We start from the raw sequence: 26,215 nt of genomic DNA, 5'->3' as shown, positions 1-26,215 counted from the left end.
GGCCTCGCAGTTTGTTACCATCGTCGATGGCGATGACGGCCTGCTCTACACCATCGGCGTGGACGCGGTTCGCAGGCCAGATCACGAGATGCCACGCCGCACCGCAGCTTGATGCTGGGCGTGGTTGTGTGTCGCAGCCGCAACACAACCTCCGGGGGTGGTCGTCGACTTTGGCCGGGTGGCCTCGCACCGACGCCCCCCCGTCGCGCACGACGCGCTCGAATTGGCGCAGTCGCAAAAGGCTGACGCCCCTTACCCATTAGCACTACTAAGGAAACAATTAAATGTCTCTGATTCGCGTAACTGGACCGGCGGCGGAAGTCCTTCCGACCGTCGATTTCAAGCAGCACTCTCGAATCGATTACGCCGATGAAGATGTGCTAATTGCGTCATATATCAAGGCCGCTGTAAGCCGCTTCGATGGCCCGTTCGGATTGCTGGGGCGCTGCCTCATTTCGCAGACCTGGCGGCTGTCGCTCGACGCCTTTTCGACGCGGATCACCATTCCTACGTCGCCGGTCCAATCAATCACGTCAGTGAAGTATCTCGACACGGACGGAGTCGAGCAGACCCTTGCCGCTTTCCGCACCTACGGCATCGGAGGGCTTGAGCGCCCGTTCCTCCTCCCGGCGGAAGGCGAATCCTGGCCGCAGAGCGCAGAGCGTCCGGACGCCGTGACGGTCGAATTCGTCGCCGGCTATGGCGCCGCGCCTGAGGATGTCCCCGCCGACCTCATCAACGCCATCCGTCGCACGGTGGCGCACTACTTCGAAAATCGGGAATCCATCGTGATCGGCGACAGGTTTGATGAGTTGCCCGACGTTTCTGCGGCGATCAACGCGCACCGACTGTGGATCTTCTGATGACCGACCAGATCAAAATCAAGGGGCTGTCGATTGTCGACCAGCGCCCGAATAAAGCCGGTAACACGATTATCGCTTTCTTCGATTGCGAGGCTCGCGGCATGCTCCTGCGCCAGTGCGCGCTGATGCGCACGGCGAAGGGTGGACTGTCGGCCAGTCCGCCGCGAGTAGAGCTATCCAGCCGGCGCTGCAACGGCGTCTGGTTTATGGATTGCGCATTGTCCCATGCGGTGATGGATGCGGCGCGCACCGTCTACATCGCTATGGGCGGGACGATGGCTGAGTGGATAAAGCACGAGGACTGGAGGGCTCTCCCTGACGGCGTAGACGGCGAGGACGACTCGTCTGGCCTTCGGCGCGTTCTCGGCGCCGACGCGATCAACGAGACGCTGGCGCAGGCGGGGATATGAGCCACCACACACGCGGCCGTAAGGCCGAGCCGAAACCGATCGGCGATGCCGTGCGCAAGGTTCCGAAACCGCCCGCCGACATGAGCACTGAAGCCAAGGCGGAATGGCGGCGCGTGATGCCGGTCCTTGTCGAGCGGCGCGTGCTTTCACCTGCCGACATCGGCGCGGTTGAACGTTTCTGCGAGGCGTCCGGCGACATTAAGATTGCACGGGCCGCCATCGCAAAAGATGGCGGCTACGTCGAAAACCGGCTTGGGGAACTGAAACGGCATCCGGCCTTCGCTACATTGCGCGAGTCCACTGCCGAGGCTCGTCGCTGGGCGGCCGAACTTGGTCTGACACCTGCCAGCCGCAGTCGAGTCGGCGCGCATGAGGATGACGAAGACAATCCGCTAGACCTTTAAGGAGCCAATATGGCGCGACCCGCATGGCTGTTCGATGACAGCCCGATTGATGATCCCATGGGTTATGGCCAGCGGGCGGTCGATTTCCTTCTGGCGTTGAAGCATCCAAAATCGCGGCTTCCCGGCAGGCAATTCCAGCTCGATCCCTGGGTGGAGCGTCTGGTGCGGCGCATCTACGGTCCACGTGATGACGACGGCCAGCGGCAGGTCCGTACCGTGTTCGCCATGATCCCGAGAGGCGCCCGGAAAACTTCCATCGGAGCCGCGCTTATAGCGCTCCATACTTTCGGCCCGGAACGTGTCCCGAACGGCCAGACGGTGAGCGCAGCGGCGGATTCCAAACAGGCACTTATCGCTTATGACGAAGCACTCGGCATCGTCCAGGCTGATCCTGCAATCGCCGGCAAGCTGCAAATCCGCATCGGTACTCACAAGATACGTCATCCGCGAAAAGGTGCGACCTACGAGTCCATATCCAGCGACGGCGCGACACAGCACGGCAGGACGGTGAACTTCCTTCTGTCGGACGAAATCCATGCATGGAAGAAGCGCGACCTTTGGGAAGCGCTGAAAACCAGCTTGGCGAAGACGCCTGAGTCCCTGCACGTCATCACCACCACGGCAGGGCGCGGACAGGAAAATCTTGCGTTCGATCTCGTTTCTTACGCCCGCAAGGTTGCCAAGGGCGAAATCGATGATCCATCCTTCCTCCCTGTGCTCTTCGAGCCCGATGCTGGCGCTGACTGGAAAGACGAGGCGCTATGGCACGATGTCAATCCCGGCCTGACGCTCGGATATCCCGATCTGAAGGGCTTGCGGGCAATGGCTCGGGAAGCCGAGAACCGGCCCGCCGATCAAGATGCCTTCCGCCAATACCATTGCAATTTCTGGCCTGATCATTCGACCTCGCCCTTCGTGGATATGGCGACCTACGATGCCGGCTCCGAGCCGATCGACCTTTCGGAACTGCAAGGCTTGCCTTGCTGGATTGGCGTCGACCTCAGCTCATCGGGCGATCTTACCGTCATCGTCGCCGCATTTCGTAATGGTGATGGCTACATCGTGGTTCCGTGGTTCTTCTGTCCAAAGGAGAATTTGCGCCAGCGGCAGGATCAGGCCGGGGCACCATATGTGCGGTGGGCCGATGAATCGCTGATCACTGCGACGCCGGGCAACGTGGTCGACTTCCGTGCTGTCGAGGATAATATTCGCGAGTTATGCGACCGGTTCGATGTTCGCGAGATTGCCTTCGATCCGGCGCTGGCCCGCAACGTCTTGAACAACCTTTTGGACGAAGGCTTGCCGGCGATCGAACACCGGCAGGGCAGCCTTTCCATGATGCCGGCAATTGCTGAACTGGAGCGGGCGATTGTCGCCAAGCGGTTCAAGCATGGCGGGCACGAAATCCTCCGCTTCTGCTTCGCCAACGTCGAAGTCGAGACGAACAGCCATGGCCACAAGGTGCGACTCCACAAGGGTAAGCGGCATCTTTCAATCGATGGTGCTATCGCCGCGGCAATGGCGGTCAATCGTGCGGCTGCGGGCGGTAGTGCCGAGGCGGGCAGTCTTTATGACGACCCGAACTGGCAGACGGCGGTGGCGGCGTTTGGGTGAGTGGAGGTGCGCCTCGACAATCTCCCATGCGACCAGCATGATCTCCCAATAACCTTGGGAGCCATTTGAGTGGATTATTTCGTACTAGACCTGGAAACAGCTAATCCCGACTATTCATCGATTTGCCAGATTGGGCTCATCGAGGTTCGAGAGGGGGATGTCATTGCGTCAGATTCATTTCTCATCGATCCGAAGGATTTCTTTGATCCATTCAATACCTCGATCCACGGGATCACGCCCGCGCACGTGAGGGAGGCCCCCTCCCTCACGGAGATCTACGATGACCTGTCACGCCGCCTCCGTGATCAGATCGTGCTGCATCATGGTCCTTTTGATCGTGTCGCCATGATGAGAGCGGCCGAACGCCACGATCTGCCTCCGATTCCGGCACAGTGGCTCGACAACCAGGCGGTGGTTCGCCGGGCATGGCCCGATTTTGCCCGCAGCGGTTACGGTCTTCGGAACCTCTGCCGGCACTTCGAACTCACCTTTTCTCATCACGACGCGCTAGAGGACGCCCGCGTCACCGAGATCATATTCAGACGAGCCGTCTCAGAAACGGGGATCGAGCCGGGAGACTGGCTTGCACGCGCACGGCAGCCGCGTACCAGGGGACGAAAGAGCCATGCGGAAAGGCAGGGTATAAGCGACGGGATTTTCTACGGCCAAACGATCGTATTCACGGGTCAGCTAGGGGCGCCCAGAGCGAAAGCCGAGGAAATCGCGAACGCACTTGGCTTCACGACCGCCGCTGCGGTGACGAAAAAAGCGGCAATACTGGTCGTAGGTCTCCAAGATAGGGACAAGCTCGCGGGATACGAGAAGAGCAGCAAGCAGCGAAAGGCCGAGATTCTCCGGGACACAGGGCACGAAATAGACATCATCTCGGAGGCGGATTTTTGGGCATTAGTGCCAGACTCTCTGCGCCCGCCCACTAAGAGCAAGAAGGCAGCACCCTCAAGGCGACATCCATCCAGCATTAGTGTCGAACTTTCGCTTGAGACACTGTTCTCAGATGAGGAGTTAGCTGAAATGTTCGGATTCTCTGAAGAGGAAAGCGACTGACAGCATCAGGCGACAGCCCTGAATGCGAAGACCGAACAAGGTTGTCATATTTGACTGACCCTGCCACAAGCAGCTATCAAGCAAGTGGTAGATTGGTAAAATGGTATTTGCTTGCGTCCTGCTAGCCTTCACTGCGGCTCTGCCTCCTTCCGGCGACATTTATGCCACAGAGAGGCAGGCGCCCCGTAAGGAACGCTTGCTTCTGCTTCGGTCGGTGGGTATGTGTGTCCTCGGAGCGTCAGAAACTCCCGAGTCGCACCGCCAAGGCGGTAGTCTCATCTACAGAGCAGGACTGATCTCGCCAAAGATCTGACTGCAAGGGAACGTGCCGGACTGCGAGCCGCGCACGAACGGTAGTACTATGCCGGGAGTCCGGCCGCTATACAAGACCTCATCTTGAGGGAAGGCGGTCGGGCACGTTCTCTCTGTGACGTGTTTCTGACACTCCCGGTGCCAGTGCCGCTTGCTGGTTTGAAGGTACGCCTTCCCGGCCGTCAGAAAGCCGGTCCAATGCAGAGACCTAAAACATGACTATTCATCAGAATGCCATCGCTGATACCGCAACCGATGAAGCCCGGTACGCTCGGCTCGAGATCGTCGACTCCGAGGTCATCGACGACGCGATCCTCGTTTACACTGCCCGCGAGATCGCCGCCCCGTACCAAGAGTTCGAACGCTCTATCGTCCTGGTAGACGAGGACCCGCGCGTGGAGGAATTTGGTCGCCTCGAATTCTGGCAGCTGTGTCGCGCAATTGGGCGGGAGGATTTCCCGACCGAAACTGTGGACATCCTTCTGCGTGACTTCGCGGCTGTCGTGTCTGCAGGTCAGATCGTGAGGTTCCTCGATCGAGCCTGGTACCGGCAGCCGGCCAACGACAACGCCTCGGTGTCGGCATGAGCGCGGCGACGGCACGCCACGTCGGGCCGCAGCTTGCCCGGCAGGCCAGCCGCGCACTCGCCGCGCAACGGGAGATCCTGACGACCAGCCCCATATCGGACGCCAAGGCGTGGGCGCTGTTCGACCGTCTAAGGGCGCTGGAGGCAGAAGCCGAGTTCCACCCTAGCGGCAACGGCGACGGCTTGTTGTTCAAGCTGGCGACGCTATCGGCGGTTATCGAGATGTTGCCGGTGGAGATGGACCCCGTCACCGAGTACAATCTTCGCCGCATCGGACGTCTGGTGGAGCAGCTACGCGAGGACATCGAGCGACTGACCGGCGCCAGTGCGGAGGCGTTGGGCTATGCAGGTCACTATTTCGATGCGGAGCCGGCGGCGGACAACGACGACGTGGCGGCATAGCGGCCCGCAGAACCAACAGCGAACGGCGACGACGTTTTGTGTGCATCCTCGCCGACCTCGATTGACGGTCCAGCGGAATAGCCGCACGGTTCGGTCACACGCCCGGCGATGTCGGGCCATCGTCTCGCCGCAACCCATTATGCGAGACCCCAATGCAAAGCGCCCGTGAAGGGCAATCAAGCCGAGGCTCAATGAAGGGTCGCGGAACAATGATGACGCGCGCTTACAAGGCCGCGAATGAGGAGAGACTTACCATGGAAAAGGCACACGGATTGCTGGCTGATTTCAATGATGACGCCGCGCACGCGATTACACTTACCGTCGCCTGTTTACGAGACGGCATAAAAGAGGACCAGGCTCGCACTGGCGACCATACGCAAGCGAGCCTCACCATGACGACTCAGGATTGGGAGGAGACGTTCGCATTCTTTGACCAACTGGTCGCGGAGTTAAAGACGATGGGAGACGGTTTCCGAATTAGCGCGGTCCTGCTGGCCTGCGACTCTGTCCCCACCGATTAGCCATTCGCGACTCGCTGAACTGGTCTGATACCCCTCGTAAATCCGCTCGGATCTAACCGCGACGTAGTTGGGAGTGGGAGTGGGAATGAGAAAGGCCAGAGCGGATTTGATCAATAAAATCAACGCTCTGGCCTTTAATTTGGCTCCCCGAGCAGGGCTCGAACCTGCGACAATTCGATTAACAGTCGAACGCTCTACCAACTGAGCTATCGGGGAATGACGCGTCAGGCGCGTTGGCGTGCCTATAGCAAAACGATGACACTCTTGCCAAGCCGCGAGTTGAGGAAAAATCCCCGATCGCGGCGCGAATGGCGAAAATGGCTTTGTTCCGGCCGGCCGCATTCCCATTTCAAGGGCCGGGCCGATAACTACTGGTAAATCATGGCGGCAGGATGAGCGATCAAGAGACGCAGCACGACGAAAGCGATGGCGAGCGCAAATCCGAGAGCCGCGGGATCGAGATATTCGGTCGCAGACTTCCGCTGCCGGCGAGCCGCGGATGGCGGATAGCCCTGGGAAGCGGCCTTGTCGTGGGCGGCCTCTTGGGTTTCCTGCCGATTCTCGGCTTCTGGATGATCCCGTTGGGGCTCCTCGTCCTGTCGGTCGATCTGATCTTCGTGCGCCGCTGGCGCCGCCGGTCAACGGTGAAGTGGGGACGCGCCCGCTCGCCCCGCGACGCGAGCCGAGCCGGCAAGCCAACGCGCGAACCGCCCACGAACCAGCCATCATAGAGCATTCGTCGCGACGACCCTATAAGGAGCGTCGTATCCGCAAACCTCGCCGGAGAGCGGCCACGCACCGATGCTCCGCGTTACCGTTCGATTCATAATAATTGTGAAGGCGGGGAACCAGAATGTCGCGCCAAGCCTTGTGCCCAAAAGAAAACACATTGCAGGTGGCGCACATGTTTACGAAGACCGGAATGACGATCTTGGCCCTGACCTTCGGCTCGCTGACCCTTCCCGCTTACGCTCAGGATGTGGTTGGCTCGGATCAGTTCGAGGCGCCGGTCGAAATGGCGTCGCTTCAGATCGCTCCGAGACAGCCTGGCGAGACGGCTTCGATCCCGGTTCCCATGCCGCGGCCCGACATCACCCAGGCGGCGCAACCGCAGCAGGAAATCCGCCGGACCGCCAGCGGCATTCGCATCGTCGGCCCTCGCTTCTTTCCGGCAGAATAGGGCGCGTCACCGGTTTGTCGCCGGCGCGCGTCGGCCAAAGCCGAAAGTAGTCCGTTATACATCAGGGAGAGGAATGGAGGCCTCGGAGGGAATCGAACCCCCGTACAAGGATTTGCAGTCCTCTGCGTAACCACTCCGCCACGAGGCCTCACCGGCGCCGTACCTACGGATTCCGTTGGATTTCCGCAAGGCCGGAAATGCCCATTCGGAAAATCTGGCTCGAGCGCCATGCTGACCGAGCGGTCGAGACACGTCGGCATTGGTGAACGCTCGATTTTAGAACGCCAACATCCTGCGCCATTGCATCACGCGCATGCCGTCGTCGTATCGCACGCTGGCACCGGATCCTTTGCCTTGCCAACCGTCGGGATTGGGCGCACGCCTAGTCAAATCCGCGGCCCAGCGTCTCGACAGACAGAAAATGATTCGGAACAATTCGCGAGCGCCTTCCGCGCCTGCCATCCCCGACGCTGCCGACATGCTCATCCGTGCGGCGCGCACGGATGATATCGATCGGCTGGTCGAGATCGAGGTGGCTGCTTTCGATGTCGATCGCATCTCGCGCCGCTCGTTCCGTAATCTCGTCAGCGCGGACAGTGCCATCGTGCTGGTCGCGGAGGATGGCGGACTTGCTGCACAAGCCTGCCGGGTCGTCGGCTACGCGGCCATCCTGCTGCGTCGCGGCACGGGGCTTGCGCGGCTCTACTCCCTCGCCATCGCACCGGATGCGTCGGGGCGTGGAACCGGCCGGAAGCTGCTCGAAGCGGCAGAATCCGCGGCCTTCGATCGCGACCGCATCGCCCTTCGACTTGAGGTTCGCGAGGATAATGCCGCCGCGATCGCGCTCTATCGCTCCCGTCATTTTCGCTCGACCGGACGCTATCTCGACTATTATGCCGACCACATGCCGGCACTTCGCTTCGAGAAGACCCTGCGCGGCGACCAGGCGATCGACACCGGTGTCCCCTATTATGAGCAGACGACGGATTTCACCTGCGGCGCCTGCTGCCTGATGATGGCGCTGGCGCGGGATGTTCCCGGTTTTGTGCTGGAGCCGGTGGCGGAGATCCGCCTCTGGCGCGAGGCGACGACGATCTTCATGATGTCGGGACCCGGCGGCTGCGAGCCCTATGGCTTGGCGGTGGCGGCGCATGAAGCCGGGCTCGGCGCCGAAATTCATGTCTCGGAACCGGGCGATCTGTTCCTGGAAGGGGTTCGCAGCGCGGAGAAGCAGCGGGTGATGGCGCTTGCCCAGGAAGATTTTCGCCGTCGCGCCGACGCCTATGCGATTTCGGTCACCATTCGCCCGTTCACCCTCGTTGAACTGCGCGCCGCGATCGCCGCGGGCAAGACCGCCGTGGTGCTGATTTCTGGCTATCACATGTTCGACAAGAAGGTGCCGCACTGGGTGCTCGCCCATGGCGACGATGGCCGCCATATCATCATCCACGATCCCTGGGTGGCGGACGAACGCGGCGAATCCGTCGCCGACGCCGCGAGTCTTCCGATTCCATACGAAACATTTGACCGGATCGCGCGTTTCGGCAAGGTCGGCCTTCGCGCGGCCGTTTTCCTCTCCCGGCGCGAGGCTTAAAAGGTCGTCCGATGTCTCAATGGGTCGTCCTCGTCGGGCGCGCGTCCGATCTCGACAACGGCGCGACGCCGCACAAGGTCATGACCAGCCGCGACTATCTTGCGCGATCCGGGCTGTTCTGGGGCCAACGGCCCAAGGTCATCAACCTGTCGCGGTCCTACGCCTATCAAAGCAGGGGGTATTACGCCTCGCTCCTCGCCGAGGCCCGCGGCCACCGCATCATCCCCTCGGTCGAGACGATGATCGACCTTTCGGAAAAGAAGCTTTACGAAAACGCCTTGCCCGAGCTCGATGCCGTGCTGTCGAAGGCACTCGACAAGGGCGAAGCACCGACTGCCCCGATACGCATCTATTTCGGCCACGCTGACGACCCCCGCCTTGATCGTTTCGCCAAGCTGATCTTCGACTGGTTTCGAGCGCCGGCCCTTGAAGTCCATCTGGAGCCCAAAGCAGGACGCCCGCGAATCCGGCGCATCGGTTTTGCCTCGATCGGCAAGCTCGACAGCGCCGAGACGGCGCGCCTGCTCGTCGCCATGGAGCGGTACACCGCGCGCCAATGGCGCGCAGCCAAAGCCAAGACTCCGGCGAAATATGCATTCGCCACCCTCTACGACCCCAAGGAAGACATGCCGCCGTCTTCGGTGGATACGCTGCGGCACTGGGCGCGCATCGCGGCCCGGCTCGGCGTCGATGTCGAACCGATCGGTCGCAAGGATCTGCCCCGGCTGGCCAATTTCGATGCCTTGTTCATCCGCGAGACGACCTCGATTTCCAATCACACCTACCGGTTCGCTCGCCGCGCCATGCAGGAGGGCATGCCGGTGATCGATGATCCAATCTCGATGATCCGCTGCACGAACAAGGTCTATCTCAACGAATTGATGGCGGCGAATGGTGTCGCCACCCCGTCATCGGTGATGATCGGGGGCAAGGAGGACTTCGCCAGGGCGGCGGACGAGCTCGGCTTTCCGATGGTGCTGAAGATCCCCGACGGGTCGTTCTCGCGAGGCGTGAAGAAGGTCGACGACGTCGCCGGTCTGGTGACGCTGGCGAATGCCTGGCTGGAGGATAGCGACCTTCTGATCGCCCAGAAATTTATGCCGACGACTTTCGACTGGCGGATCGGGGTGCTCGGCGGCGAGCCCTTGTTTGCGGTCCAGTACCTGATGGCCAAGAGCCATTGGCAGATCATCAACCACGACAATGGCGGGCGACCCTTGGAGGGTGGGTTCAGGGCGTTCTCGCTCGGCGATACGCCCCCGCATGTGCTGGATGCCGGACTGCGGGCAGCCCGCTGCATCGGCGACGGACTCTACGGCGTCGATCTCAAGGAGACCGACGACGGGATTTTCCTGATCGAGGTCAACGACAATCCGAACCTCGAGCATGGGGTTGAGGATTTTGCTGAGAAGGACGAGGTCTGGACTCGGCTCACCCGGTGGTTCATCGACCGCATCGAGCGTTGAGGCCGGTCGCCGAAAGTGTGCGTCGCGAGCGGGATAACCGCCGCTCCTTGGCCCGCGCCGAGCCGGAACCGCGCCGCCATCGCCCAGAGGCCGGTCCGCCTTGCGCGCGGCAAGAGCCGCGACTATGGAAACGGGGCGGCCGCAAGGCGACGATGCGGCGAGACACGAGGATTTCGACCATGGATTTCGAGACCGCCCGCACGAAGATGGTGGACAACCAGATCCGCACCACGGACGTCACCCGTCACGACATTCTGCGGGCGTTCCTGCAGGTGCCGCGGGAAGAGTTCGTGCCCGCCTCGCGCAAACCGCTTGCCTATATCGATGAGGATCTGCCGATCGGCAACGGCCGCTACATCATGGAAGCCTCGCCCTTCGCCAAGCTCCTGCAACTTGCCGCGGTCACGCCCGACGACGTCGTCCTCGATGTCGGATGTGGTTCCGGTTACTCCTCGGCGGTCCTGTCGCATCTTGCTGGCTCGGTGGTCGCTCTGGAAGAGGATGCCGACCTTGCCGCGTCCGCGGGCGACAATTTGGCGCGACTCGATTACGTCACCTGCGTCGTGGTCGAGGGAAAGCTGGAGGATGGCTACCCGTCCGAGGCTCCGTATGACGTGATCTTCTTCGAGGGGGCCGTCGAGCGCTTGCCGGACACATTCTTTCAGCAGTTGCGCGAAGGGGGGCGTCTCGTGGTCGTCGAAGGCGTCGGAAACGCCGCCTCGGCCAGGCTCTATTTCAAAGACGAGAACGGCCTCGTCTCGGACCGCTTCGGCTTCAATTGCAGCGTGAAGCCGCTGCCCGGATTCGACAAGGCGAGAGAATTCGTCTTCTGATCACATCGTCGTGGCAGATATGTTTCGTTTCACGATAAAGCCACTGGAAATTCAGGTCCGCACTTGATCAGACCGTTACAATACTGATCAAATACCGTCGGTATGGAATGGCGTAGCGGGAAACGTCTGCGAGGGATTGTTCGCGGGCATGCTTTTCTCGACCCCATCCGCGGTATGGAGTCATCGGGTTGCGTAGTATCTGGATTGTCGCCGCACTTGTCGCCGGTACGTTCTTGTCAGTTCCCGCCATGGCCGAGACCCTCACCGGGGCATTGGCCAAGGCCTACGCCAACAGCCAGGGCTTGAATTCGGCGCGGGCGCAACTGCGTGCCACCGACGAGAATGTTCCACAGGCGCGGGCTGGACTCAGGCCGTTCGTCAGCGGTGTAGGCTCTGCCAACGCGACCCGAAGCCGGACGACCTTCGGCGACGATATTTCGTCGCAGACGGCGCGGTCGGAATCAATCGGCTTTGGTATCCAGTTGAACCAGACGCTGTTCGACGGCTTTCAAACCCCCAACAACGTCGCCGCGGCGCAGGCGCAAGTTCGCGCCTCGCGGGAAAACCTCGCCAATACCGAGCAGAATACCCTGTTCGACGCGGCGACCGCCTATATGGACGTGCTACGCGACCGGCAGATCGCCGCGCTACGCCGCCAGAATCTCGGATTTCTGCAGGAGCAGGTGCGGGCGTCGCGGGCGCGCTTTGAGGTGGGCGAGGGAACGCGCACCGACGTAGCACAAGCCGAATCCCAGCAGGCCCTCGCGACGGCGCTGCTCAACAGCGCGCTGGCGCAGGTCGCTTCCAGCGAGGCGACCTATCTCGATGTGGTGGGCAATCCCCCAACGAATCTGAAGCCGGGCAGAACCCCGGCGGGTTACATTCCGAAGTCGCTCGATTCGGCCGTCGCCATATCTCAGCGCGAGCATCCGGCGATTTTAGCGACGCTGGCCGTCGTCGACGCGGCGGCCTTTCAGGTCAAGTCGGCCGAGGGCGCGCTGCTGCCGACTCTGAGCCTGACCGGCCGTGTTGATGATACCTATGCGCTGAGCGAAACCCATGGGGGCAACCTGCCCGGCGTCAATACGTCGCTCGGCCGTCCGAACGTCAATACGCAGAACCAGGTGTCGGCGACCGTGGGCGCCCAATTGACGATACCGATCTACCAGGGCGGTCGTGCGAGTTCCAAGGTCCGCCAGTCCAAGGAAGTGCTCGGCCAGCGTCGGATCGAGGTCGACGGAACCCGCGATCAGGTGAGAACGGCGGTGGCGAGCGCCTGGGCACAGTTGCAGGCCGCCCGTGCCAACATCGCCGGCTTTCAGGCGCAATCGCGGGCCGCTCGCCTGGCCCTGGATGGTGTCATCGAGGAGCGCAACGTCGGCCAGCGGACCACGCTCGACGTCCTCAATGCTCAAGGCGAGGTGATTTCGGCGCAGATTTTGCTCGTCGGCTCGCAACGCGACGAGGTGGTGGCCGGCTATGCAGTGGTCTCGGCCACCGGCCGGCTGTCAGCCGAGCGGCTCGGCTTGGCCGGCAAGACCTACAAGCCGGAAGAGCATTACGAGCAGGTCCAGGACCAATGGTACGGTCTGAGAACGCCGGACGGGCGGTAGACACTCCGCGTACGTGTCGCGGCCGAGGCCGCCATCGCGACAGCCTCGGCCAAGAAGCTGGTGATAGTTTCCCCAAAAGGGCTCGCGGGATTCACGCCGGGGCTCTTTCCATTTAGGCTTCGCGCATGATTCGATCGATAGGGTCGACCCTTGTCGCGGAATTTGCGGGAGCGTCCCATGAGCAATGCCCTTTCGGCCCGTGAGCCGTCGATGGACGAAATCCTGGCCTCGATCAGACGGATCATCGAGAGCGGCGACGAGACCGTTATCGCGACACAAGCGCCCGATCTCGAGCCTTTGCACGGCGAGCCGGCAAACGCCGCCGGCAAGGCTGCGGAGCTGGCGGCCGATGCGGTGGTCTGGAGAGCCGAAACGCCATCCGAATCCGACGGCGCGTCTGTCGCTTCGGGGGCGATTGGAGACGAGACGGCCAAGCCACCGAGCGCCGGTACCGCCACACCCGCTGCCGACGGCACAACTGCGCCGGGACGCCCCCGGCTGGGGATCGTGCCGCCCGTCAAGCCGGTGGATTCCATGTTTGCCGAGCAGCCCGGCGAGGCTGGCGCCGAACAGTCGACCGCGGGGCTGAAGGTCGACCCCGTCGCCGAGATGGGTAGCTTGCCGGATCGGCAGACGGCCGAGGTGATGCAGGGTGAGGATGGTCTCGTTGAGTCCGGCGAGGATTCGTCACTGTCGACCGCGCGGCTGCGCGCGGTGTCGTTGGCCTCCGTATCCGAGCGCCGCATCGAGGCGGTGCGCGCCGGCGCTGTCCCGTCTGAAGCTTCGGAGCCGATCGAAGAGGGCGATGACGATTATCTTGGCGCCCTGTCAAACGCGATCGATGCAGAGGGCGACGAGGGCGAGACCGTGGACCCGCTGCCGGATGGCGACCAGACGATTGGTTTGGACGATGACGAAGATGCGGTGGGCGAGTTCGACGAGGAGGGGTTCGCGTCCGAACTGATCGAGAACGCCAGCCAGATTGCGGCTGAATCGCAGGTGGAAGGGCAATCGGGCGCGGTGGAGGTTGCGACCGCGTCGTCGCCGGCTGCCGCTACAACGGAAGCGGCCGCACTCGACCTGCCGGCAGGTTCCAAGGAGGCAAGTTCGGCGAGCGGTCCGAGCCTTCACGGAAACGCGGCCAGCGCACCGATCCACGAACTGATCTCACAGGAAACGGGCAGCCGCGTCGCCGCATCCTTCGACAATCTTGCGCGCGTCATTCGCGAGGAACATCTGGATTCCATCGACGAGACGGTGGGCGAAATCCTGCGGCCGATGCTGCAGGAGTGGCTGGACGACAATCTGCCGAGCCTGGTCGAGAAGCTGGTCCGCGAGGAAATCGAGCGGGTCGCGCGCGGCGGCCGCCGCTGATCGCGCCGACGAAGGCTGTTTTCCGGGGTCCCGGGAGTGTCGCGAGCCGCTCTTCGTTGACAGCCGCGAAAGCGAGGCTGTAACCGGAAGGCACGCTTCAACGCCCTCGGGCAATGCCCCGTGCCGGGGCCACCGGACATGTCATGATTGAAAAGACCTACGACGCCGCGGCGATCGAGCCGCGCATTGCCGAACGCTGGGAGAAGGCCGACGCCTTTCGGGCTGGGGCGGGAGCGGCCGAAGGCGCCGAAGCCTATTCGATCGTGATACCGCCGCCGAACGTGACCGGCTCGCTCCATATGGGGCATGCCCTTAACGATACGCTGCAGGACATCCTGATCCGCTTCGAGCGCATGCGAGGGAAGAATGTCCTATGGCAACCGGGCCTCGACCACGCCGGCATCGCCACGCAGATGGTGGTCGAGCGGCAATTGGCCGAACGTAAAGAGCCGGGTCGCCGCGACATGGGCCGCGACGCCTTCATCGATAGGGTCTGGCAATGGAAGGGCGAATCCGGCGGCACGATCCTCGAGCAGCTGCGCCGGCTTGGTGCCTCCTGCGACTGGTCGCGCGAGCGTTTCACCATGGACGAGGGGCTGTCGAAGGCGGTTCTCCATGTGTTCGTAGAGCTCTATCGTAAAGGGTTGATCTATAAGGATAAGCGGCTGGTCAACTGGGACCCGAAGCTGCTGACGGCGATCTCGGACCTGGAGGTCGAGCAGAAGGAGGTGGCGGGCCACCTCTGGCATTTCCGCTATCCGCTGGCTGACGGCGCGAGCTACGAGCACCCTTACAATCTGGACGACGAGGGCAACCGCGTCGCTTGGAAACCCTCCGACGGCGAGCCGGCGGGACACGAAACGCGCGACTATCTGGTGGTCGCGACGACCCGGCCCGAGACCATGCTGGGCGATACCGGCGTCGCCGTCCACCCGGACGACCCACGCTACAAGGACCTTGTCGGCAAGCATGTCATCCTGCCGCTGGTCGGCCGCCGCATACCGATCGTCGCCGATGAATATCCGGACCCGGAGGCCGGCACCGGCGCGGTGAAGATGACGCCTGCCCATGATTTCAACGATTTCGAGGTCGGCAAGCGGCATGATCTGCAGCAGATCAGCATCTTGACCGTCGCCGCGGCGGTCACTCTGGCCGAGAATCCGGACTTTCTCGATGGCGTCGAGCCGTCGGACGATCTCGATCGCACGGTCGCCGAACTCGATGGCAAGGATCGCTTTGCCGCGCGCGATATGGTCGTGACGATGATGGAGGAGCGAGGCTATCTCGACCGGGTCGAGAACCACGCGCATACGGTGCCGCATGGCGACCGTGGCGGGGTGCCGATCGAACCCTTCCTGACCGACCAGTGGTATGTCGACGCCAAGACGCTGGCCGAGCCGGCGATCGCCAGCGTGCGCGAGGGTCGCACCAAATTCGTCCCGAAGAACTGGGAAACGACCTATTTCGACTGGATGGAGAACATCCAGCCTTGGTGCATCTCGCGCCAGCTCTGGTGGGGCCACCAGATTCCGGCGTGGTACGGGCCGGACGGCGAAATTTTCGTCGAAAAGAGCGAGGAGGAAGCGGTCGCCGCCGCGCTCGCCCACTACGTCATGAACGGCACGATCTCCGATGACGAAGCCAAGGCGATGGCGGCCGATCCGGCCCGCCGCGACGGCTTCCTGCATCGCGACGAGGACGTTCTCGACACCTGGTTCTCGTCGGCGCTGTGGCCGTTCTCGACGCTGGGCTGGCCGGAGAAGACGCCGGAGCTCGCCACCTACTATCCGACGAGCGTGCTGGTGACCGGCTTCGACATCATCTTCTTCTGGGTCGCCCGGATGATGATGATGGGGCTGGAATTCATGGACGAGGAGCCGTTCCACACGGTCTATGTCCATGCGCTGGTCCGCGACAAGACCGGCGCCAAGATGTCGAAATCAAAGGGCAACGTCGTCGACCCGCTCGATCTGATCGACGAATATGGCGCCGACGCGCTGCGCTTTACGCTGGCGATCATGGCCGCGCAGGGCCGTGACGTGAAGCTCGATCCGCAGCGCATCGCCGGCTACCGCAATTTCGGCACCAAGCTCTGGAACGCTACCCGTTTCGCCGAGATGAACGGGGCGCTCCACGGTGCCGCGCTCAACCCGGCGCCACTGACGCTGCCGCTGAACCGCTGGATCGTCACCGAACTTGGCCGCACCATCGCCGAGACCGAAGCGGCAATCGGCGCCTACCGCTTCAACGACGCGGCGGCGACGCTCTATCGCTTCGTCTGGAACCTGTTCTGCGACTGGTATGTGGAACTCGCCAAGCCGACGCTCGGCGGCAGCGACGAGGCGGCGGCGAACGAAACCCGCATCGTGATGGGATCGGTGCTCGACCGCATCTACGCGCTGTTGCACCCATTCATGCCGTTCATGACCGAGGAATTGTGGGCAACGACGGCGGAGACTCGGCCCTCGCTGCTGTGCCACGCAGCCTGGCCATCGCTGGATTTCGCCGATCCGGCTGCCGCCGACGACATCAACTGGCTGATTGCCGTTGTGTCCGAGATCCGTTCGGTTCGCGCCGAGATGAACGTGCCGGCGGGCGCGCAAGCGGCGCTGCTGGCGATCGCTCCCGACGCGTCGACAGCGGCGCGGCTTGATCGGCACGGCACGGCGTTGAAGCGACTGGCCCGGCTTGCCTCGATCGAGACCCGCGATGGCGCGCCCGACCAGTCGGCCCAGATCATCGCCGGGGGCGCCACCTTCGCCCTGCCGCTGGCTGGCATGATCGACATCGCGGCCGAGCGGAGCCGACTGGAGAAGGCCGAGGCCAAGGCATTGGCGGAGATCGAGCGAATCGACCGGAAGTTGTCGAACCAGAAATTCGTGGCGAATGCGCCCGAAGAGGTCGTCGAGCAGGAGCGGGAGAAACGCGAGGTCTATCGGCTCGAGGCCGAGAAGCTTGCCACCGGGCTGGAGCGACTGCGATAGCCGCCGCAACACATTTCTATCGTTCCGGTGATCGCGAATCATCTTCGCGGTGGACATAAAGCGGGTTCACTTGGATGACGAAGCTTGTCACATTTTTGGCACGCTAGCGGCGGAAATCCTGGCACCGGCGAACCGAAGCGACGACGCGCATTGCGTTAGGTCAAATCGCGTCTGCGGTTGATCGCGTAAATTACAGGAAATCCAACGCGTCAAGGCCAATTTCTAAAGTCGCGCCTGACCCCAGGTCATTCTGTTGCGCGACAGCCGCAAGTTGGGCCCAGGTGTTGGCAGGTACGTTACGTCAAACGAATTTCTCGTTTACGTTTGCGTCAACTCCCTGGGCATAAGCTCTTTCCATACGGGAGCTTGAAACGGGGGGACCACGATGACACTTCGGAACCTGATGGCCTGCGCATCGATCGCCAGCGTGGCGCTGACGACGACGGCGCTGGCGGGCGGATTTCAGCGGGGCACGGCCGACACCGATATCCTGTATGAATCGGGACCGTTCTCGATGCGGACCGGTCTGATCTATGTGAATCCGATGCGCGGGTTCGAGTCGATCAACGGCCAGAGCGGCGATTTCGGTGACTACGCCCAAGCTTACAACATTCCGACCTACGCGGTCGGTTTCGGCGGCGAAAATTTCGGATGCGCCGGTACCTACATCATCTCCTTCGCAGCAGATTCGGACTACACGGGCTCGCCCGGCGGCGCGCTTCCTGCCGGGCCTACGGCTGGATCGCGCACGCTGGCCAACGAGTTCGACTCGAACGAGTTTGGTATGACCTGCCGCGTCAGCTACGCCAGCGACATGGGCCGGTTCAGCCTGCTTGGCGGCGTGTTCGCCGAAGACTTCAATTTCCAGGGCAGCAGCGCTTCTTCCGTCCCGACGGGCCGAACCACTCCGCCGTCACTCGGGTCGCTGCCCATTTTCCTCCCGGTCCAGACCACTGTGGATACGCGCGGTGACTACGAATTCGGCTATCGGGTGGGGCTTGCCTATGAAAAGCCGGAGATCGCGCTGCGCGCCCAGGTTCTCTACCGCTCGGAAGTGACCCACGACACGTTTACCGGCACCGGTACGGTAGCCGTGGCGGGCGACGCCTATGTCATCGGAGGCGGCGGCCAGCAGGTCGTGATCCCCAATGTCGCGCCGCCTGTCGGCACGCCGCTGGCTGTCGGCACGTCGAGCTTCAACGAGGTCACGAGCCCACAGAGCCTCTACATCAATGCGCAGACCGGCATCGCCGAAGGCACGCTGCTGCTCGGGTCGTTCCGCTGGACGGACTGGAGCACCAACAAGTCGGCTATCAGCTCCATCACCACCGGCGGCGTGACCCGATCGAGCGTCTCGCCCTACAATTGGCGCGACGGCTATACGGCCTCGATCGGCATCGGCCGGGCCTTCACCGACGAGATCGCCGGCGCGATCTCCATCGGCTATGACCGCGGTGTTTCGACTGGCTCCGAGACGACCTACACCGATCTCTACACCATGGCCGGTGGCGTCTCGTTCAAGGCCAACAAGTGGAGCGAGGTCCGCGTTGGCGGCCTCGTCGGCTACTGGACCGATGGCGCGCAGTCGATCAGCGACGGCGCCTATTTCAACGGCACCGTCGGCAACGACATCGTGCTGGCTGGAAATGCTTCGATCAAGCTGAATTTCTGACGCCGGAGCGGGGCCTTCCACAGGGCTTCAAGGCAAGAGCGAACGACGAAGGGCGCGTCCGATGGGCGCGCCTTTTGGCGTTTGGCGCTCACTATTCGCTGCGCGAAATCGCCGCTGTGGGATCGCGGCAACACTATTGCAGGAGTGCATCGATTATAGTCGCCGGCGACACACAACGCCCCGTTGCCGCCACAAAACGCCGTCACCTCAACGGGTGTGGCCTGGGTCTGGTCGCGCGGCGGGTAAAGAGTACGAGGGGACGATGGACGCGCACGCAATCAACAAGAACAAGCTGCCCAGCCGACACGTGACCGAAGGTCCGTCGCGGGCACCGCACCGCTCGTATCTTTATGCGATGGGCCTGACCAAAGAGGAAATCCATCAGCCGCTGGTCGGCGTCGCCTCGTGCTGGAACGAAGCCGCGCCCTGCAACATCTCGCTGATGCGCCAGGCGCAAGTGGTCAAGAAGGGCGTCACGTCCGCCAAGGGCACGCCCCGCGAATTCTGCACGATCACCGTTACCGACGGGATCGCCATGGGCCATCAGGGCATGAAAGCGTCGCTGGTCTCCCGCGACCTGATCGCCGATTCCGTCGAGTTGACCATGCGCGGTCATGCCTATGATGCGCTGGTCGGGCTGGCCGGTTGCGACAAGTCGCTGCCGGGCATGATGATGGCGATGGTGCGTCTGAACGTGCCGTCCGTCTTCATCTATGGCGGCTCGATCCTGCCCGGAACGTTCCGGGGCCAGCAGGTGACGGTGCAGGACATGTTCGAGGCGGTCGGCAAGCATTCCGTCGGTGAAATGTCCGACGCCGACCTCGACGAAATCGAGCAGGTCGCCTGTCCGTCGGCCGGTTCCTGCGGCGCGCAGTTCACCGCCAACACCATGGCGACCGTGGCCGAGGCGATCGGCCTGGCGCTGCCCTATTCCTGCGGCGCTCCGGCGCCCTACGAAATTCGCGACAAGTTCTGTTACGCCTCCGGCGAGATCGTCATGGAACTCCTCGCCCGCAACATCCGGCCGCGCGATATCGTCACGAGAAAGGCGCTGGAGAACGCCGCGGCGGTGGTCGCGGCCTCGGGCGGCTCCACCAACGCGGCGCTGCATCTGCCGGCGATCGCGCATGAATGCGGCATCGAATTCGATCTGTTCGACGTCGCCGAGATCTTCAAGAAGACCCCCTATGTGGCCGACCTGAAGCCGGGCGGCCGCTATGTCGCCAAGGACATGTTCGAGGCCGGGGGTATTCCGCTGTTGATGAAGACGCTGCTCGAGCACGGCTATCTGCATGGCGATTGCCTGACAGTCACCGGCCGCACCATCGCCGAGAACATGGCGAAAGTCGCCTGGAATCCGGATCAGGATGTCGTGCGCCCGGCCGACAAGCCGATCACGGTGACCGGCGGCGTCGTGGGCCTCAAGGGCAATCTCGCGCCCGATGGCGCGATTGTGAAGGTCGCCGGCATGAAGAACCTGAAGTTCTCCGGCCCGGCGCGCTGCTTCGATTCCGAAGAGGCCGCTTTCGAGGCCGTCTCCAAGCGCGACTACAAGGAAGGCGAGGTTCTGGTCATCCGCTACGAAGGGCCGAAGGGCGGTCCGGGTATGCGCGAGATGCTGTCGACGACGGCGGCCTTGTACGGGCAGGGCATGGGCGACAAGGTCGCGTTGATCACCGATGGGCGGTTTTCCGGCGCGACGCGCGGCTTCTGCGTCGGCCACGTCGGGCCGGAAGCGGCCGTCTGTGGTCCGATCGCGCTTCTGCGGGACGGCGACATCATCACCATCGACGCGGTCGACGGCACACTGGACGTCGGCCTGTCGGATGACGATATGAAACAGCGGGCCGAGGGCTGGCAGCCACGGGAGACCGACTTCCAGTCCGGTGCCATCTGGAAATATGCGGAGCTGGTTGGAACGGCGCGCCACGGCGCGGTGACCCATCCCGGCGGAGCCGCGGAAAAACACTGCTATGCGGACGTCTAGACTGATCCTTTCGGTTGCGCTTGTCGCCACGGCTCTGGCCGGGGGCGGCGGGCGGAGCCTTGCTCTCGATCCGGCGGCGAAGGTCGATCCCGACGCCGGATCGCTGGAGCTGTTCTCCTTCGGCTTCAAGGCCTATAAGCGCGGCGAAAAGCTGGAGGCGTTCGAGGCCCTGCGCTTCGCCGCCGACAAGGGACATCCGGGCGCGCGCTGGAAACTCGGCAAGATGTATGCCGAGGGCGACGGCGTTCCGGAAAACGATTACGAGGCCTACAAGATTTTCGAGCAGATCGTCCGCGAGCAGGACGAGGACGGGGGCTTCTCCAACGCCGCATATGTCTCGAGCGCTGTCGTGGCGTTGGCCGACTACCTTCGGCGAGGGATTGCCAACAGCCCGGTCGCGGTGGATCTGCCGCGTGCCCGCCAGTTTTATTTTCACGCCGCCTCGTTCTTCGGTGACGCCAGGGCGCAGTTCGAACTCGGCCGCATGACCCTTCGCGGCGAGGGCGGCAAGGCCAATCCACGTCAGGCGGCGCGTTGGTTGAAGCTTTCGGCCGACAAGGGGCATGTCGGCGCGCAGGCGCTGCTGGGCTATTTGCTCTTCGACGGCCAGAAGATTTCGCTCGCCGCCGCGCCGGTGCGCGGGCTCGCAATGCTGACCATCGCGCTGAGGCGGGCATCCCCGCCGGATCAGGAATGGATTCGCGGGCTCCAGGAAGAGACGTTTTCGCTGGCCTCGGAAGCCGACAGGCGCACGGCGCTGGCGTATGCCGAGCAGCAGATGGCGTCCGCCGCGGGCGTCGTCAGCACCAAGAACTGAGCGTTTCCGTGCGACCACTTAGAATCGCTGGCGCTTTTAGGATCCAGGCGGGTCCGCGAGTTCGATGACGACCGGGACGTGGTCCGACGGCTTTTCCCAAGCCCTTACATGCTTGTCGATGCCGACGGAGACGAGACGCTCCTGTGCCTCCGGCGACAGCAGCAGATGGTCGATGCGGATGCCGTTGTTCTTTTGCCAGGCGCCGGCCTGATAATCCCAGAACGTGTAGGTGCCGTCCGCGTCGCTCGATGCGCGCAGAGCATCTGTCAGACCCAGATTCGTTAGGCGCCGGAAGGCGGCGCGGGTCTCCGGCTGAAACAGCGCGTCGCCGAGCCAATTGTCCGGAAACGCCGCGTCGGCGCGCTGCGCAATGACATTGTAATCGCCGGCGAGCACCAGCGGCTCCTCGCGCTCCAGCGCGGCCCGTGCATGGGCGATCAGCCGCTCCATCCACGCGAGCTTGTAGGCGAATTTTGGCGTGTCGATCGGGTTGCCGTTGGGCAGGTAGAGCGAGGCCACCCGGAGCGGGCCGCTGTCGGTCTGCCAAACGCCTTCGATGTAACGGGCGTGCTCGTCGGCATCGTCTCCCGGCAGGCCACGACCAACCGCGATCGGCGCCGTCTTCGAGAGCAGGGCAACGCCGTTGAAACCCTTTTGGCCGTGGGTTTCGACGTGGTAGCCGTGCTCCTCGATGGCCTGGCGCGGGAAATTCTCATCGACGCTCTTGATCTCCTGCAGGCAGGCGATGTCCGGCGAACGCTCGTCGAGCCAGGCGAGGAGGGCGTCGAGGCGGGCCTTGACGCCGTTGATGTTCCAGGTAGCGATCAGCATCTTGGGGCGTCAGACCGAGAAGCTGGTGCCGCAGCCGCAGGACGCGATGGCGTTGGGGTTGCGGATTTGGAAGGACTGGCCCATCAGATCGTCGACGAAATCGACGACCGCCCCTTCCATATAGGCGAGCGAGACCTGATCGATGAGAACGCGCGCGCCGTCCCGCTCCAGAACCACATCGTCCTCTTCATGTCCGCTGGTGAGGTCGTATTTGTAGGAAAAGCCCGAGCAGCCGCCGCCTTCCACCGAAATGCGAAGGGAGTCGGCATCATTCGTCTGCGACAGGATCGCCGCGATACGTCGGGCCGCGGCATCGGAAACGGTCACGGTATGGGTCGCTGTTTCGCTCATCTTGGCGTCCGGCGCGGATCAAAGGACCGCACCGCTCCTTGTTCGAGAACTGCCACTTAAGTATGGACCGGGATGAAGCCGGTCAATCGGGACGGATCGTTTCCGCATGGATGAGACAGATTTCGCGCGGATCGGAATGGGTGGCTTGGGGCGTGCCGCCTATGCCGTGCGGCCGGAACGCTCTCGCGGCCGGCTCTTCGTCGAGCCCTCAAGCCCCACTCGCACACCCTACCAGCGGGACCGCGATCGAATCGTCCACTCCACGGCGTTTCGTCGGCTGAGCCACAAGACGCAGGTTTTCGTCGCCGATGAGGGCGATCATTTCCGCACGCGGCTGACCCATACGATCGAGGTATCGCAGATCGCCCGCGCTTTTGCCCGCGCGCTCCGGCTCGATGAGGATTTGACCGAGGCGATCGCACTCGTCCACGATTTCGGCCACACGCCCTTTGGCCATGCCGGTGAGCGGGCGCTCGATCGCCGGATGCGGGCCTATGGCGGCTTTGACCACAATGCCCAGTCGCTCAGGATCGTTACGGCGCTCGAACGCCGTTATGCCGAATTCGATGGGCTGAACCTTGCATGGGAAACGCTCGAAGGACTGGTCAAGCACAACGGTCCGCTGATTGGTCCGAATGAGCCCAAGCCAGCGCCAGTGCCGAAGCCGATCGCCGATTTCGATGTGCTGTTTCCGCTCGATCTCGGCGGTTTCGCCAGCCTCGAGGCGCAAGCGGCGGCGATTTCCGACGACATCGCATATAACACCCACGACCTCGACGATGGGTTGCGGGCCGGCCTCATCGACATTGCCGATCTCGGTGAACTGGAGTTGGCGGGATCGATCCTCGACGATGTCCGGGCAGCCTATCCCGGCCTCGACCATGGCCGGATGGCTCACGAAATCCTGCGCCGCCATATCACGCGGATGGTCGAGGACGTGATCGGGACCGCGCTCGCCGGCATCGCGGATCTCGCGCCGGCCGATGTCGATGCGGTGCGCGCGGCCGAGCGGCCGCTCGTCACTTTTTCGCCGCCGATGGACCGGGCGGTGAAGCAGACCAGAAAGTTTCTGTTCCAGCGCGTCTACCGCAACGATCACGTCATGCGCGTCATGCAGACCGCCGAGGGGATCGTCGAAGATCTGTTCGCGCGTCTGTTCGAGCGACCTGACCTGATGCCGGGTGAGTGGAGCCGAAATGTTGACCGTCTTCCCGAGGAGAAGCGGGCGCGCCGGGTGGCGGATTATTTGTCCGGGATGACCGACACTTATGCCTTGAGCGCGCATCGGCGCCTGTTTGACGCGACGCCGCAATTGCGTTAGCCGGCCATTCCTCTTTACACAGCAGACGGTAAGACGCCCGGGCCGCGAATGCAGTCACCGGGCGCGCGGCCATGTCGGCCCGCCGGAACCAGTCGAGGCCAAGCATGAACATCTTCGCCGATTTCGAAGATCGGGTGAGAAAAGCGGTGGAAGCGATTCTGTCGGAACGCGAATCCGCTTTAACTGATTTGTCGCGGGTTACGGTGGAGCCGCCGCGCGACGCGAGCCACGGCGATCTTGCTACCANATTCTGTCGGAACGCGAATCCGCTTTAACTGATTTGTCGCGGGTTACGGTGGAGCCGCCGCGCGACGCGAGCCACGGCGATCTTGCTACCAACGCGGCGATGGTCCTGGCCAAACCGCTCGGCGTCAAGCCGCGCGAACTGGCGACCGAGATCGCCGCGCGCCTCGCCCGCGATCCGGACGTGGCGACCGCCGAGGTCGCCGGGCCAGGCTTTATCAATCTCAGACTGCACTCGGGATTTTGGACCGGGCATCTCGCGGCCATTTTGAAAGCCGGTGGCGATTACGGCCGGGGGCCGCGCACCGGCCGCAAGGTGAATGTCGAATATGTCTCCGCCAACCCGACCGGCCCGATGCATGTCGGCCATTGCCGCGGCGCCGTGGTCGGAGACACCATCGCCAACATCATGGCCTTTGCCGGCGACACGGTCACGCGCGAATACTACATCAACGATGCCGGCGAGCAGGTGAACGTGCTCGCCCGTTCGACCTTCTTGCGTTACCGCGAGGCTCTGGGCGAGACGATCGGCGACATCCCGGCGGGACTGTATCCTGGCGATTATCTCAAGCCGGTCGGCGAAGCGTTGAAGGCGGAATTCTCGGATCAGCTGCTAACGATGGACGAGGCCGAGTGGCTGCCGGTCATCCGCGATCGCGCCATCGACGCGATGATGGCGATGATCCAGGCCGATCTGAAACTGCTCGGCATCGAACACGAGGAGTTCTTTTCCGAGCGGACGCTGCACGCCGACGAGGGCGGAAAGATCGCCTCGGCGATCGATGATCTGCGGGCCAAGGGCTACATCTATCAAGGCACGTTGCCGCCGCCGAAGGGGCAGGCACCGGAGGATTGGGAGGACCGCGAGCAGACCCTGCTTCGTTCCACCGAGGTCGGTGACGATCAGGACCGGCCGCTCGTGAAGTCCGACGGCCGCTACACCTATTTCGCCGCCGATGTCGCCTATTTCCGCGAAAAGTTCGAGCGCGGCTTCGAGGAGATGGTCTACATTCTGGGCGCCGACCACGGCGGTTACGTCAAGCGCCTCGAGGCGGTCGCGAAGGCGATTTCCGGCGGCGCAGCTGAGATCGACGTCGTGTTGTGCCAACTCGTGAAGCTGTTCCGCGACGGTGAGCCGGTGCGTATGTCGAAGCGCTCGGGTGACTTCGTGACGCTGGCCGAAGTGGTCGAGGAGGTCGGCCGCGACCCCGTTCGTTTCATGATGCTGTTCAGAAAGAGCGACGCGCCGCTCGACTTCGACTTCCAGAAGGTGACCGAGCAGTCCAAGGACAACCCGGTTTTCTACGTGCAGTATGCCCACGCCCGCTCGGCGGCGATCTTTCGCCAGGCGGCGGAGGTGGGGCTTCCGCTGCCCGATTTCCCGACGCTCGATGCCGGCGTTCTCGCCGGGCTTTCGGACGAGGGCGAGCTGGCGCTGATTCGCAAGCTCGCCGAGTTTCCTCGCCTCGTCAAAGCCGCGGCTGAGGCCAAGGAACCACACCGTCTGGCCTTTTATCTCTACGACCTCGCTTCGGCTTTCCACAGCCAGTACAATCGCGGCAAGGACTTTCCGGCCTTACGCTTTGTTAACTCTGAGGACGGCATGATAACGCAAGCGCGACTGGCGCTGGTCAAGGCCGTGGCGGTTGTTCTCGAAACCGGACTCGGCTTGATTGGTGCCGACGCACCGGAAGAAATGCGCTGATTCATCACGCTTTGGTCAAGTTCCTCTCCTAGCGGTTGATGACAGGGGCCGGCAGCCTCCGGAATGA

General features: G+C 62.9%; 23 protein-coding genes and 2 tRNA genes. 21 read left to right on the top strand and 4 right to left on the bottom strand.

What is annotated here, in order from left to right; genetic code table 11:
• Nucleotides 1-284 precede the first annotated feature (284 nt).
• The 8 genes from VQ045_RS02140 (at nucleotide 285) to VQ045_RS02105 (ending at nucleotide 6,177) form a co-directional block, all read left to right on the top strand.
• Nucleotides 285-863 (top strand): head-tail connector protein, encoded by a 579-nt coding sequence (locus VQ045_RS02140; protein ID WP_331828997.1) that lies wholly within the window; start codon nucleotides 285-287, stop codon nucleotides 861-863.
• Complete coding sequence (locus tag VQ045_RS02135) at nucleotides 863-1,273, top strand: hypothetical protein (protein ID WP_331828996.1); 411 nt, start codon at nucleotides 863-865, stop codon at nucleotides 1,271-1,273. Before VQ045_RS02140 ends, VQ045_RS02135 begins: the two co-directional genes overlap by 1 nt.
• 50 nt (nucleotides 1,274-1,323) lie before the next feature.
• Nucleotides 1,324-1,677 carry a phage terminase small subunit P27 family gene (locus VQ045_RS02130; protein ID WP_331828995.1) on the top strand — a complete coding sequence of 118 codons (354 nt, stop codon included), beginning with the start codon at nucleotides 1,324-1,326 and terminating at the stop codon, nucleotides 1,675-1,677.
• Between the two features lie 9 nt (nucleotides 1,678-1,686).
• On the top strand, nucleotides 1,687-3,291 hold the full coding sequence (locus tag VQ045_RS02125) for a terminase large subunit (protein ID WP_331828994.1): 1,605 nt from the start codon (nucleotides 1,687-1,689) through the stop codon (nucleotides 3,289-3,291).
• 69 nt (nucleotides 3,292-3,360) lie between these two features.
• Entirely contained in the window at nucleotides 3,361-4,356 is a 996-nt protein-coding gene (locus VQ045_RS02120) for an exonuclease domain-containing protein (RefSeq protein WP_331828993.1), read from the top strand.
• 527 nt (nucleotides 4,357-4,883) lie between these two features.
• Nucleotides 4,884-5,255, top strand: a complete 372-nt coding sequence (locus VQ045_RS02115) for a hypothetical protein (RefSeq protein WP_331828992.1) — start codon at nucleotides 4,884-4,886, stop codon at nucleotides 5,253-5,255.
• Nucleotides 5,252-5,656, top strand: coding sequence for a hypothetical protein (locus VQ045_RS02110; RefSeq protein WP_331828991.1), 405 nt, complete (start codon nucleotides 5,252-5,254; stop codon nucleotides 5,654-5,656). The genes VQ045_RS02115 and VQ045_RS02110 overlap by 4 nt, the downstream gene beginning before the upstream one ends.
• Nucleotides 5,657-5,910: 254 nt before the next feature.
• Nucleotides 5,911-6,177 (top strand): hypothetical protein, encoded by a 267-nt coding sequence (locus VQ045_RS02105; RefSeq protein WP_331828990.1) that lies wholly within the window; start codon nucleotides 5,911-5,913, stop codon nucleotides 6,175-6,177.
• 140 nt (nucleotides 6,178-6,317) lie between these two features.
• On the opposite strand, the gene VQ045_RS02100 is transcribed toward VQ045_RS02105, so the two are convergent.
• Nucleotides 6,318-6,393 (bottom strand) — tRNA-Asn (locus tag VQ045_RS02100).
• Between the two features lie 176 nt (nucleotides 6,394-6,569).
• Here VQ045_RS02100 and VQ045_RS02095 point away from each other — a divergent pair.
• A complete protein-coding gene (locus VQ045_RS02095; protein WP_331828989.1) occupies nucleotides 6,570-6,908 on the top strand; it encodes a hypothetical protein in 339 nt (112 codons plus the stop codon).
• Between the two features lie 173 nt (nucleotides 6,909-7,081).
• Nucleotides 7,082-7,357, top strand: a complete 276-nt coding sequence (locus VQ045_RS02090; protein ID WP_331828988.1) for a hypothetical protein — start codon at nucleotides 7,082-7,084, stop codon at nucleotides 7,355-7,357.
• Nucleotides 7,358-7,431: 74 nt separating this feature from the next.
• Here the strand turns inward: VQ045_RS02090 and VQ045_RS02085 are convergent.
• Nucleotides 7,432-7,505, bottom strand: a tRNA-Cys gene (locus VQ045_RS02085).
• A 330-nt stretch (nucleotides 7,506-7,835) separates the two neighbouring features.
• Here VQ045_RS02085 and VQ045_RS02080 point away from each other — a divergent pair.
• The 9 genes from VQ045_RS02080 to VQ045_RS02040 all read left to right on the top strand — a co-directional run bounded on the left by VQ045_RS02080 (nucleotide 7,836) and on the right by VQ045_RS02040 (nucleotide 21,697).
• Entirely contained in the window at nucleotides 7,836-8,951 is a 1,116-nt protein-coding gene (locus VQ045_RS02080; RefSeq protein ID WP_331828987.1) for a GNAT family N-acetyltransferase/peptidase C39 family protein, read from the top strand.
• A gap of 11 nt (nucleotides 8,952-8,962) precedes the next feature.
• The gene (locus VQ045_RS02075) at nucleotides 8,963-10,417 is read left to right on the top strand and encodes a RimK family protein (RefSeq protein WP_331828986.1); all 1,455 of its coding nucleotides are present in this window, start codon (nucleotides 8,963-8,965) and stop codon (nucleotides 10,415-10,417) included.
• A 179-nt stretch (nucleotides 10,418-10,596) separates the two neighbouring features.
• Entirely contained in the window at nucleotides 10,597-11,250 is a 654-nt protein-coding gene (locus tag VQ045_RS02070; RefSeq protein WP_327622935.1) for a protein-L-isoaspartate O-methyltransferase family protein, read from the top strand.
• Nucleotides 11,251-11,498: 248 nt separating this feature from the next.
• The gene (locus VQ045_RS02065; RefSeq protein ID WP_327650861.1) at nucleotides 11,499-12,863 is read left to right on the top strand and encodes a TolC family outer membrane protein; all 1,365 of its coding nucleotides are present in this window, start codon (nucleotides 11,499-11,501) and stop codon (nucleotides 12,861-12,863) included.
• A gap of 177 nt (nucleotides 12,864-13,040) precedes the next feature.
• Nucleotides 13,041-14,237, top strand: a complete 1,197-nt coding sequence (locus VQ045_RS02060; protein WP_331828985.1) for a PopZ family protein — start codon at nucleotides 13,041-13,043, stop codon at nucleotides 14,235-14,237.
• 143 nt (nucleotides 14,238-14,380) lie between these two features.
• On the top strand, nucleotides 14,381-17,221 hold the full coding sequence (locus tag VQ045_RS02055; RefSeq protein ID WP_331828984.1) for a valine--tRNA ligase: 2,841 nt from the start codon (nucleotides 14,381-14,383) through the stop codon (nucleotides 17,219-17,221).
• 385 nt (nucleotides 17,222-17,606) lie between these two features.
• Nucleotides 17,607-18,893, top strand: a complete 1,287-nt coding sequence (locus VQ045_RS02050) for a long-chain fatty acid transporter (protein ID WP_331828983.1) — start codon at nucleotides 17,607-17,609, stop codon at nucleotides 18,891-18,893.
• 262 nt (nucleotides 18,894-19,155) lie between these two features.
• The gene (gene ilvD / locus VQ045_RS02045) at nucleotides 19,156-20,880 is read left to right on the top strand and encodes a dihydroxy-acid dehydratase (RefSeq protein ID WP_327622931.1); all 1,725 of its coding nucleotides are present in this window, start codon (nucleotides 19,156-19,158) and stop codon (nucleotides 20,878-20,880) included.
• The gene (locus VQ045_RS02040; protein WP_327622930.1) at nucleotides 20,867-21,697 is read left to right on the top strand and encodes a tetratricopeptide repeat protein; all 831 of its coding nucleotides are present in this window, start codon (nucleotides 20,867-20,869) and stop codon (nucleotides 21,695-21,697) included. The genes ilvD and VQ045_RS02040 overlap by 14 nt, the downstream gene beginning before the upstream one ends.
• Before the next feature lie 36 nt (nucleotides 21,698-21,733).
• On the opposite strand, the gene xth is transcribed toward VQ045_RS02040, so the two are convergent.
• Entirely contained in the window at nucleotides 21,734-22,528 is a 795-nt protein-coding gene (xth, locus tag VQ045_RS02035) for an exodeoxyribonuclease III (RefSeq protein WP_331828982.1), read from the bottom strand.
• 9 nt (nucleotides 22,529-22,537) lie between these two features.
• Nucleotides 22,538-22,879 carry an iron-sulfur cluster insertion protein ErpA gene (erpA, locus tag VQ045_RS02030; RefSeq protein ID WP_331828981.1) on the bottom strand — a complete coding sequence of 114 codons (342 nt, stop codon included), beginning with the start codon at nucleotides 22,877-22,879 and terminating at the stop codon, nucleotides 22,538-22,540.
• 106 nt (nucleotides 22,880-22,985) lie between these two features.
• On the opposite strand from erpA, the gene VQ045_RS02025 reads away from it, so the two are divergent.
• Both VQ045_RS02025 and argS read left to right on the top strand, forming a co-directional pair.
• Entirely contained in the window at nucleotides 22,986-24,200 is a 1,215-nt protein-coding gene (locus tag VQ045_RS02025) for a deoxyguanosinetriphosphate triphosphohydrolase (protein ID WP_331828980.1), read from the top strand.
• 247 nt (nucleotides 24,201-24,447) lie between these two features.
• A complete protein-coding gene (argS, locus tag VQ045_RS02020; protein WP_442879818.1) occupies nucleotides 24,448-26,148 on the top strand; it encodes an arginine--tRNA ligase in 1,701 nt (566 codons plus the stop codon).
• The last annotated feature ends 67 nt before the right edge of the window (nucleotides 26,149-26,215 follow it).

The organism is Aurantimonas sp. E1-2-R+4, from assembly GCF_036549515.1.
Lineage (GTDB): Bacteria > Pseudomonadota > Alphaproteobacteria > Rhizobiales > Rhizobiaceae > Aurantimonas > Aurantimonas coralicida_A.
The sequence above is the reverse complement of the archived record's forward strand: the minus strand, read 5'-3'. Positions and strand labels throughout refer to the sequence as shown.

What these genes read in the sequence shown, in the direction of transcription:
- VQ045_RS02060 (WP_331828985.1), top strand. Translation starts at nt 13,041, where the DNA reads ATGAGCAATGCCCTTTCGGCCCGTGAGCCGTCGATGGACGAAATCCTG.
- VQ045_RS02065 (WP_327650861.1), top strand. Translation starts at nt 11,499, where the DNA reads ATGGCCGAGACCCTCACCGGGGCATTGGCCAAGGCCTACGCCAACAGC.
- VQ045_RS02050 (WP_331828983.1), top strand. Translation starts at nt 17,607, where the DNA reads ATGACACTTCGGAACCTGATGGCCTGCGCATCGATCGCCAGCGTGGCG.
- VQ045_RS02025 (WP_331828980.1), top strand. Translation starts at nt 22,986, where the DNA reads ATGGATGAGACAGATTTCGCGCGGATCGGAATGGGTGGCTTGGGGCGT.
- VQ045_RS02140 (WP_331828997.1), top strand. Translation starts at nt 285, where the DNA reads ATGTCTCTGATTCGCGTAACTGGACCGGCGGCGGAAGTCCTTCCGACC.
- VQ045_RS02110 (WP_331828991.1), top strand. Translation starts at nt 5,252, where the DNA reads ATGAGCGCGGCGACGGCACGCCACGTCGGGCCGCAGCTTGCCCGGCAG.
- ilvD (WP_327622931.1), top strand. Translation starts at nt 19,156, where the DNA reads ATGGACGCGCACGCAATCAACAAGAACAAGCTGCCCAGCCGACACGTG.
- VQ045_RS02105 (WP_331828990.1), top strand. Translation starts at nt 5,911, where the DNA reads ATGGAAAAGGCACACGGATTGCTGGCTGATTTCAATGATGACGCCGCG.
- VQ045_RS02080 (WP_331828987.1), top strand. Translation starts at nt 7,836, where the DNA reads ATGCTCATCCGTGCGGCGCGCACGGATGATATCGATCGGCTGGTCGAG.
- VQ045_RS02135 (WP_331828996.1), top strand. Translation starts at nt 863, where the DNA reads ATGACCGACCAGATCAAAATCAAGGGGCTGTCGATTGTCGACCAGCGC.
- VQ045_RS02125 (WP_331828994.1), top strand. Translation starts at nt 1,687, where the DNA reads ATGGCGCGACCCGCATGGCTGTTCGATGACAGCCCGATTGATGATCCC.
- VQ045_RS02095 (WP_331828989.1), top strand. Translation starts at nt 6,570, where the DNA reads ATGAGCGATCAAGAGACGCAGCACGACGAAAGCGATGGCGAGCGCAAA.
- VQ045_RS02075 (WP_331828986.1), top strand. Translation starts at nt 8,963, where the DNA reads ATGTCTCAATGGGTCGTCCTCGTCGGGCGCGCGTCCGATCTCGACAAC.
- xth (WP_331828982.1), bottom strand. Translation starts at nt 22,528, where the DNA reads ATGCTGATCGCTACCTGGAACATCAACGGCGTCAAGGCCCGCCTCGAC.
- VQ045_RS02090 (WP_331828988.1), top strand. Translation starts at nt 7,082, where the DNA reads ATGTTTACGAAGACCGGAATGACGATCTTGGCCCTGACCTTCGGCTCG.
- VQ045_RS02055 (WP_331828984.1), top strand. Translation starts at nt 14,381, where the DNA reads ATGATTGAAAAGACCTACGACGCCGCGGCGATCGAGCCGCGCATTGCC.
- VQ045_RS02070 (WP_327622935.1), top strand. Translation starts at nt 10,597, where the DNA reads ATGGATTTCGAGACCGCCCGCACGAAGATGGTGGACAACCAGATCCGC.
- erpA (WP_331828981.1), bottom strand. Translation starts at nt 22,879, where the DNA reads ATGAGCGAAACAGCGACCCATACCGTGACCGTTTCCGATGCCGCGGCC.
- VQ045_RS02040 (WP_327622930.1), top strand. Translation starts at nt 20,867, where the DNA reads ATGCGGACGTCTAGACTGATCCTTTCGGTTGCGCTTGTCGCCACGGCT.
- VQ045_RS02115 (WP_331828992.1), top strand. Translation starts at nt 4,884, where the DNA reads ATGACTATTCATCAGAATGCCATCGCTGATACCGCAACCGATGAAGCC.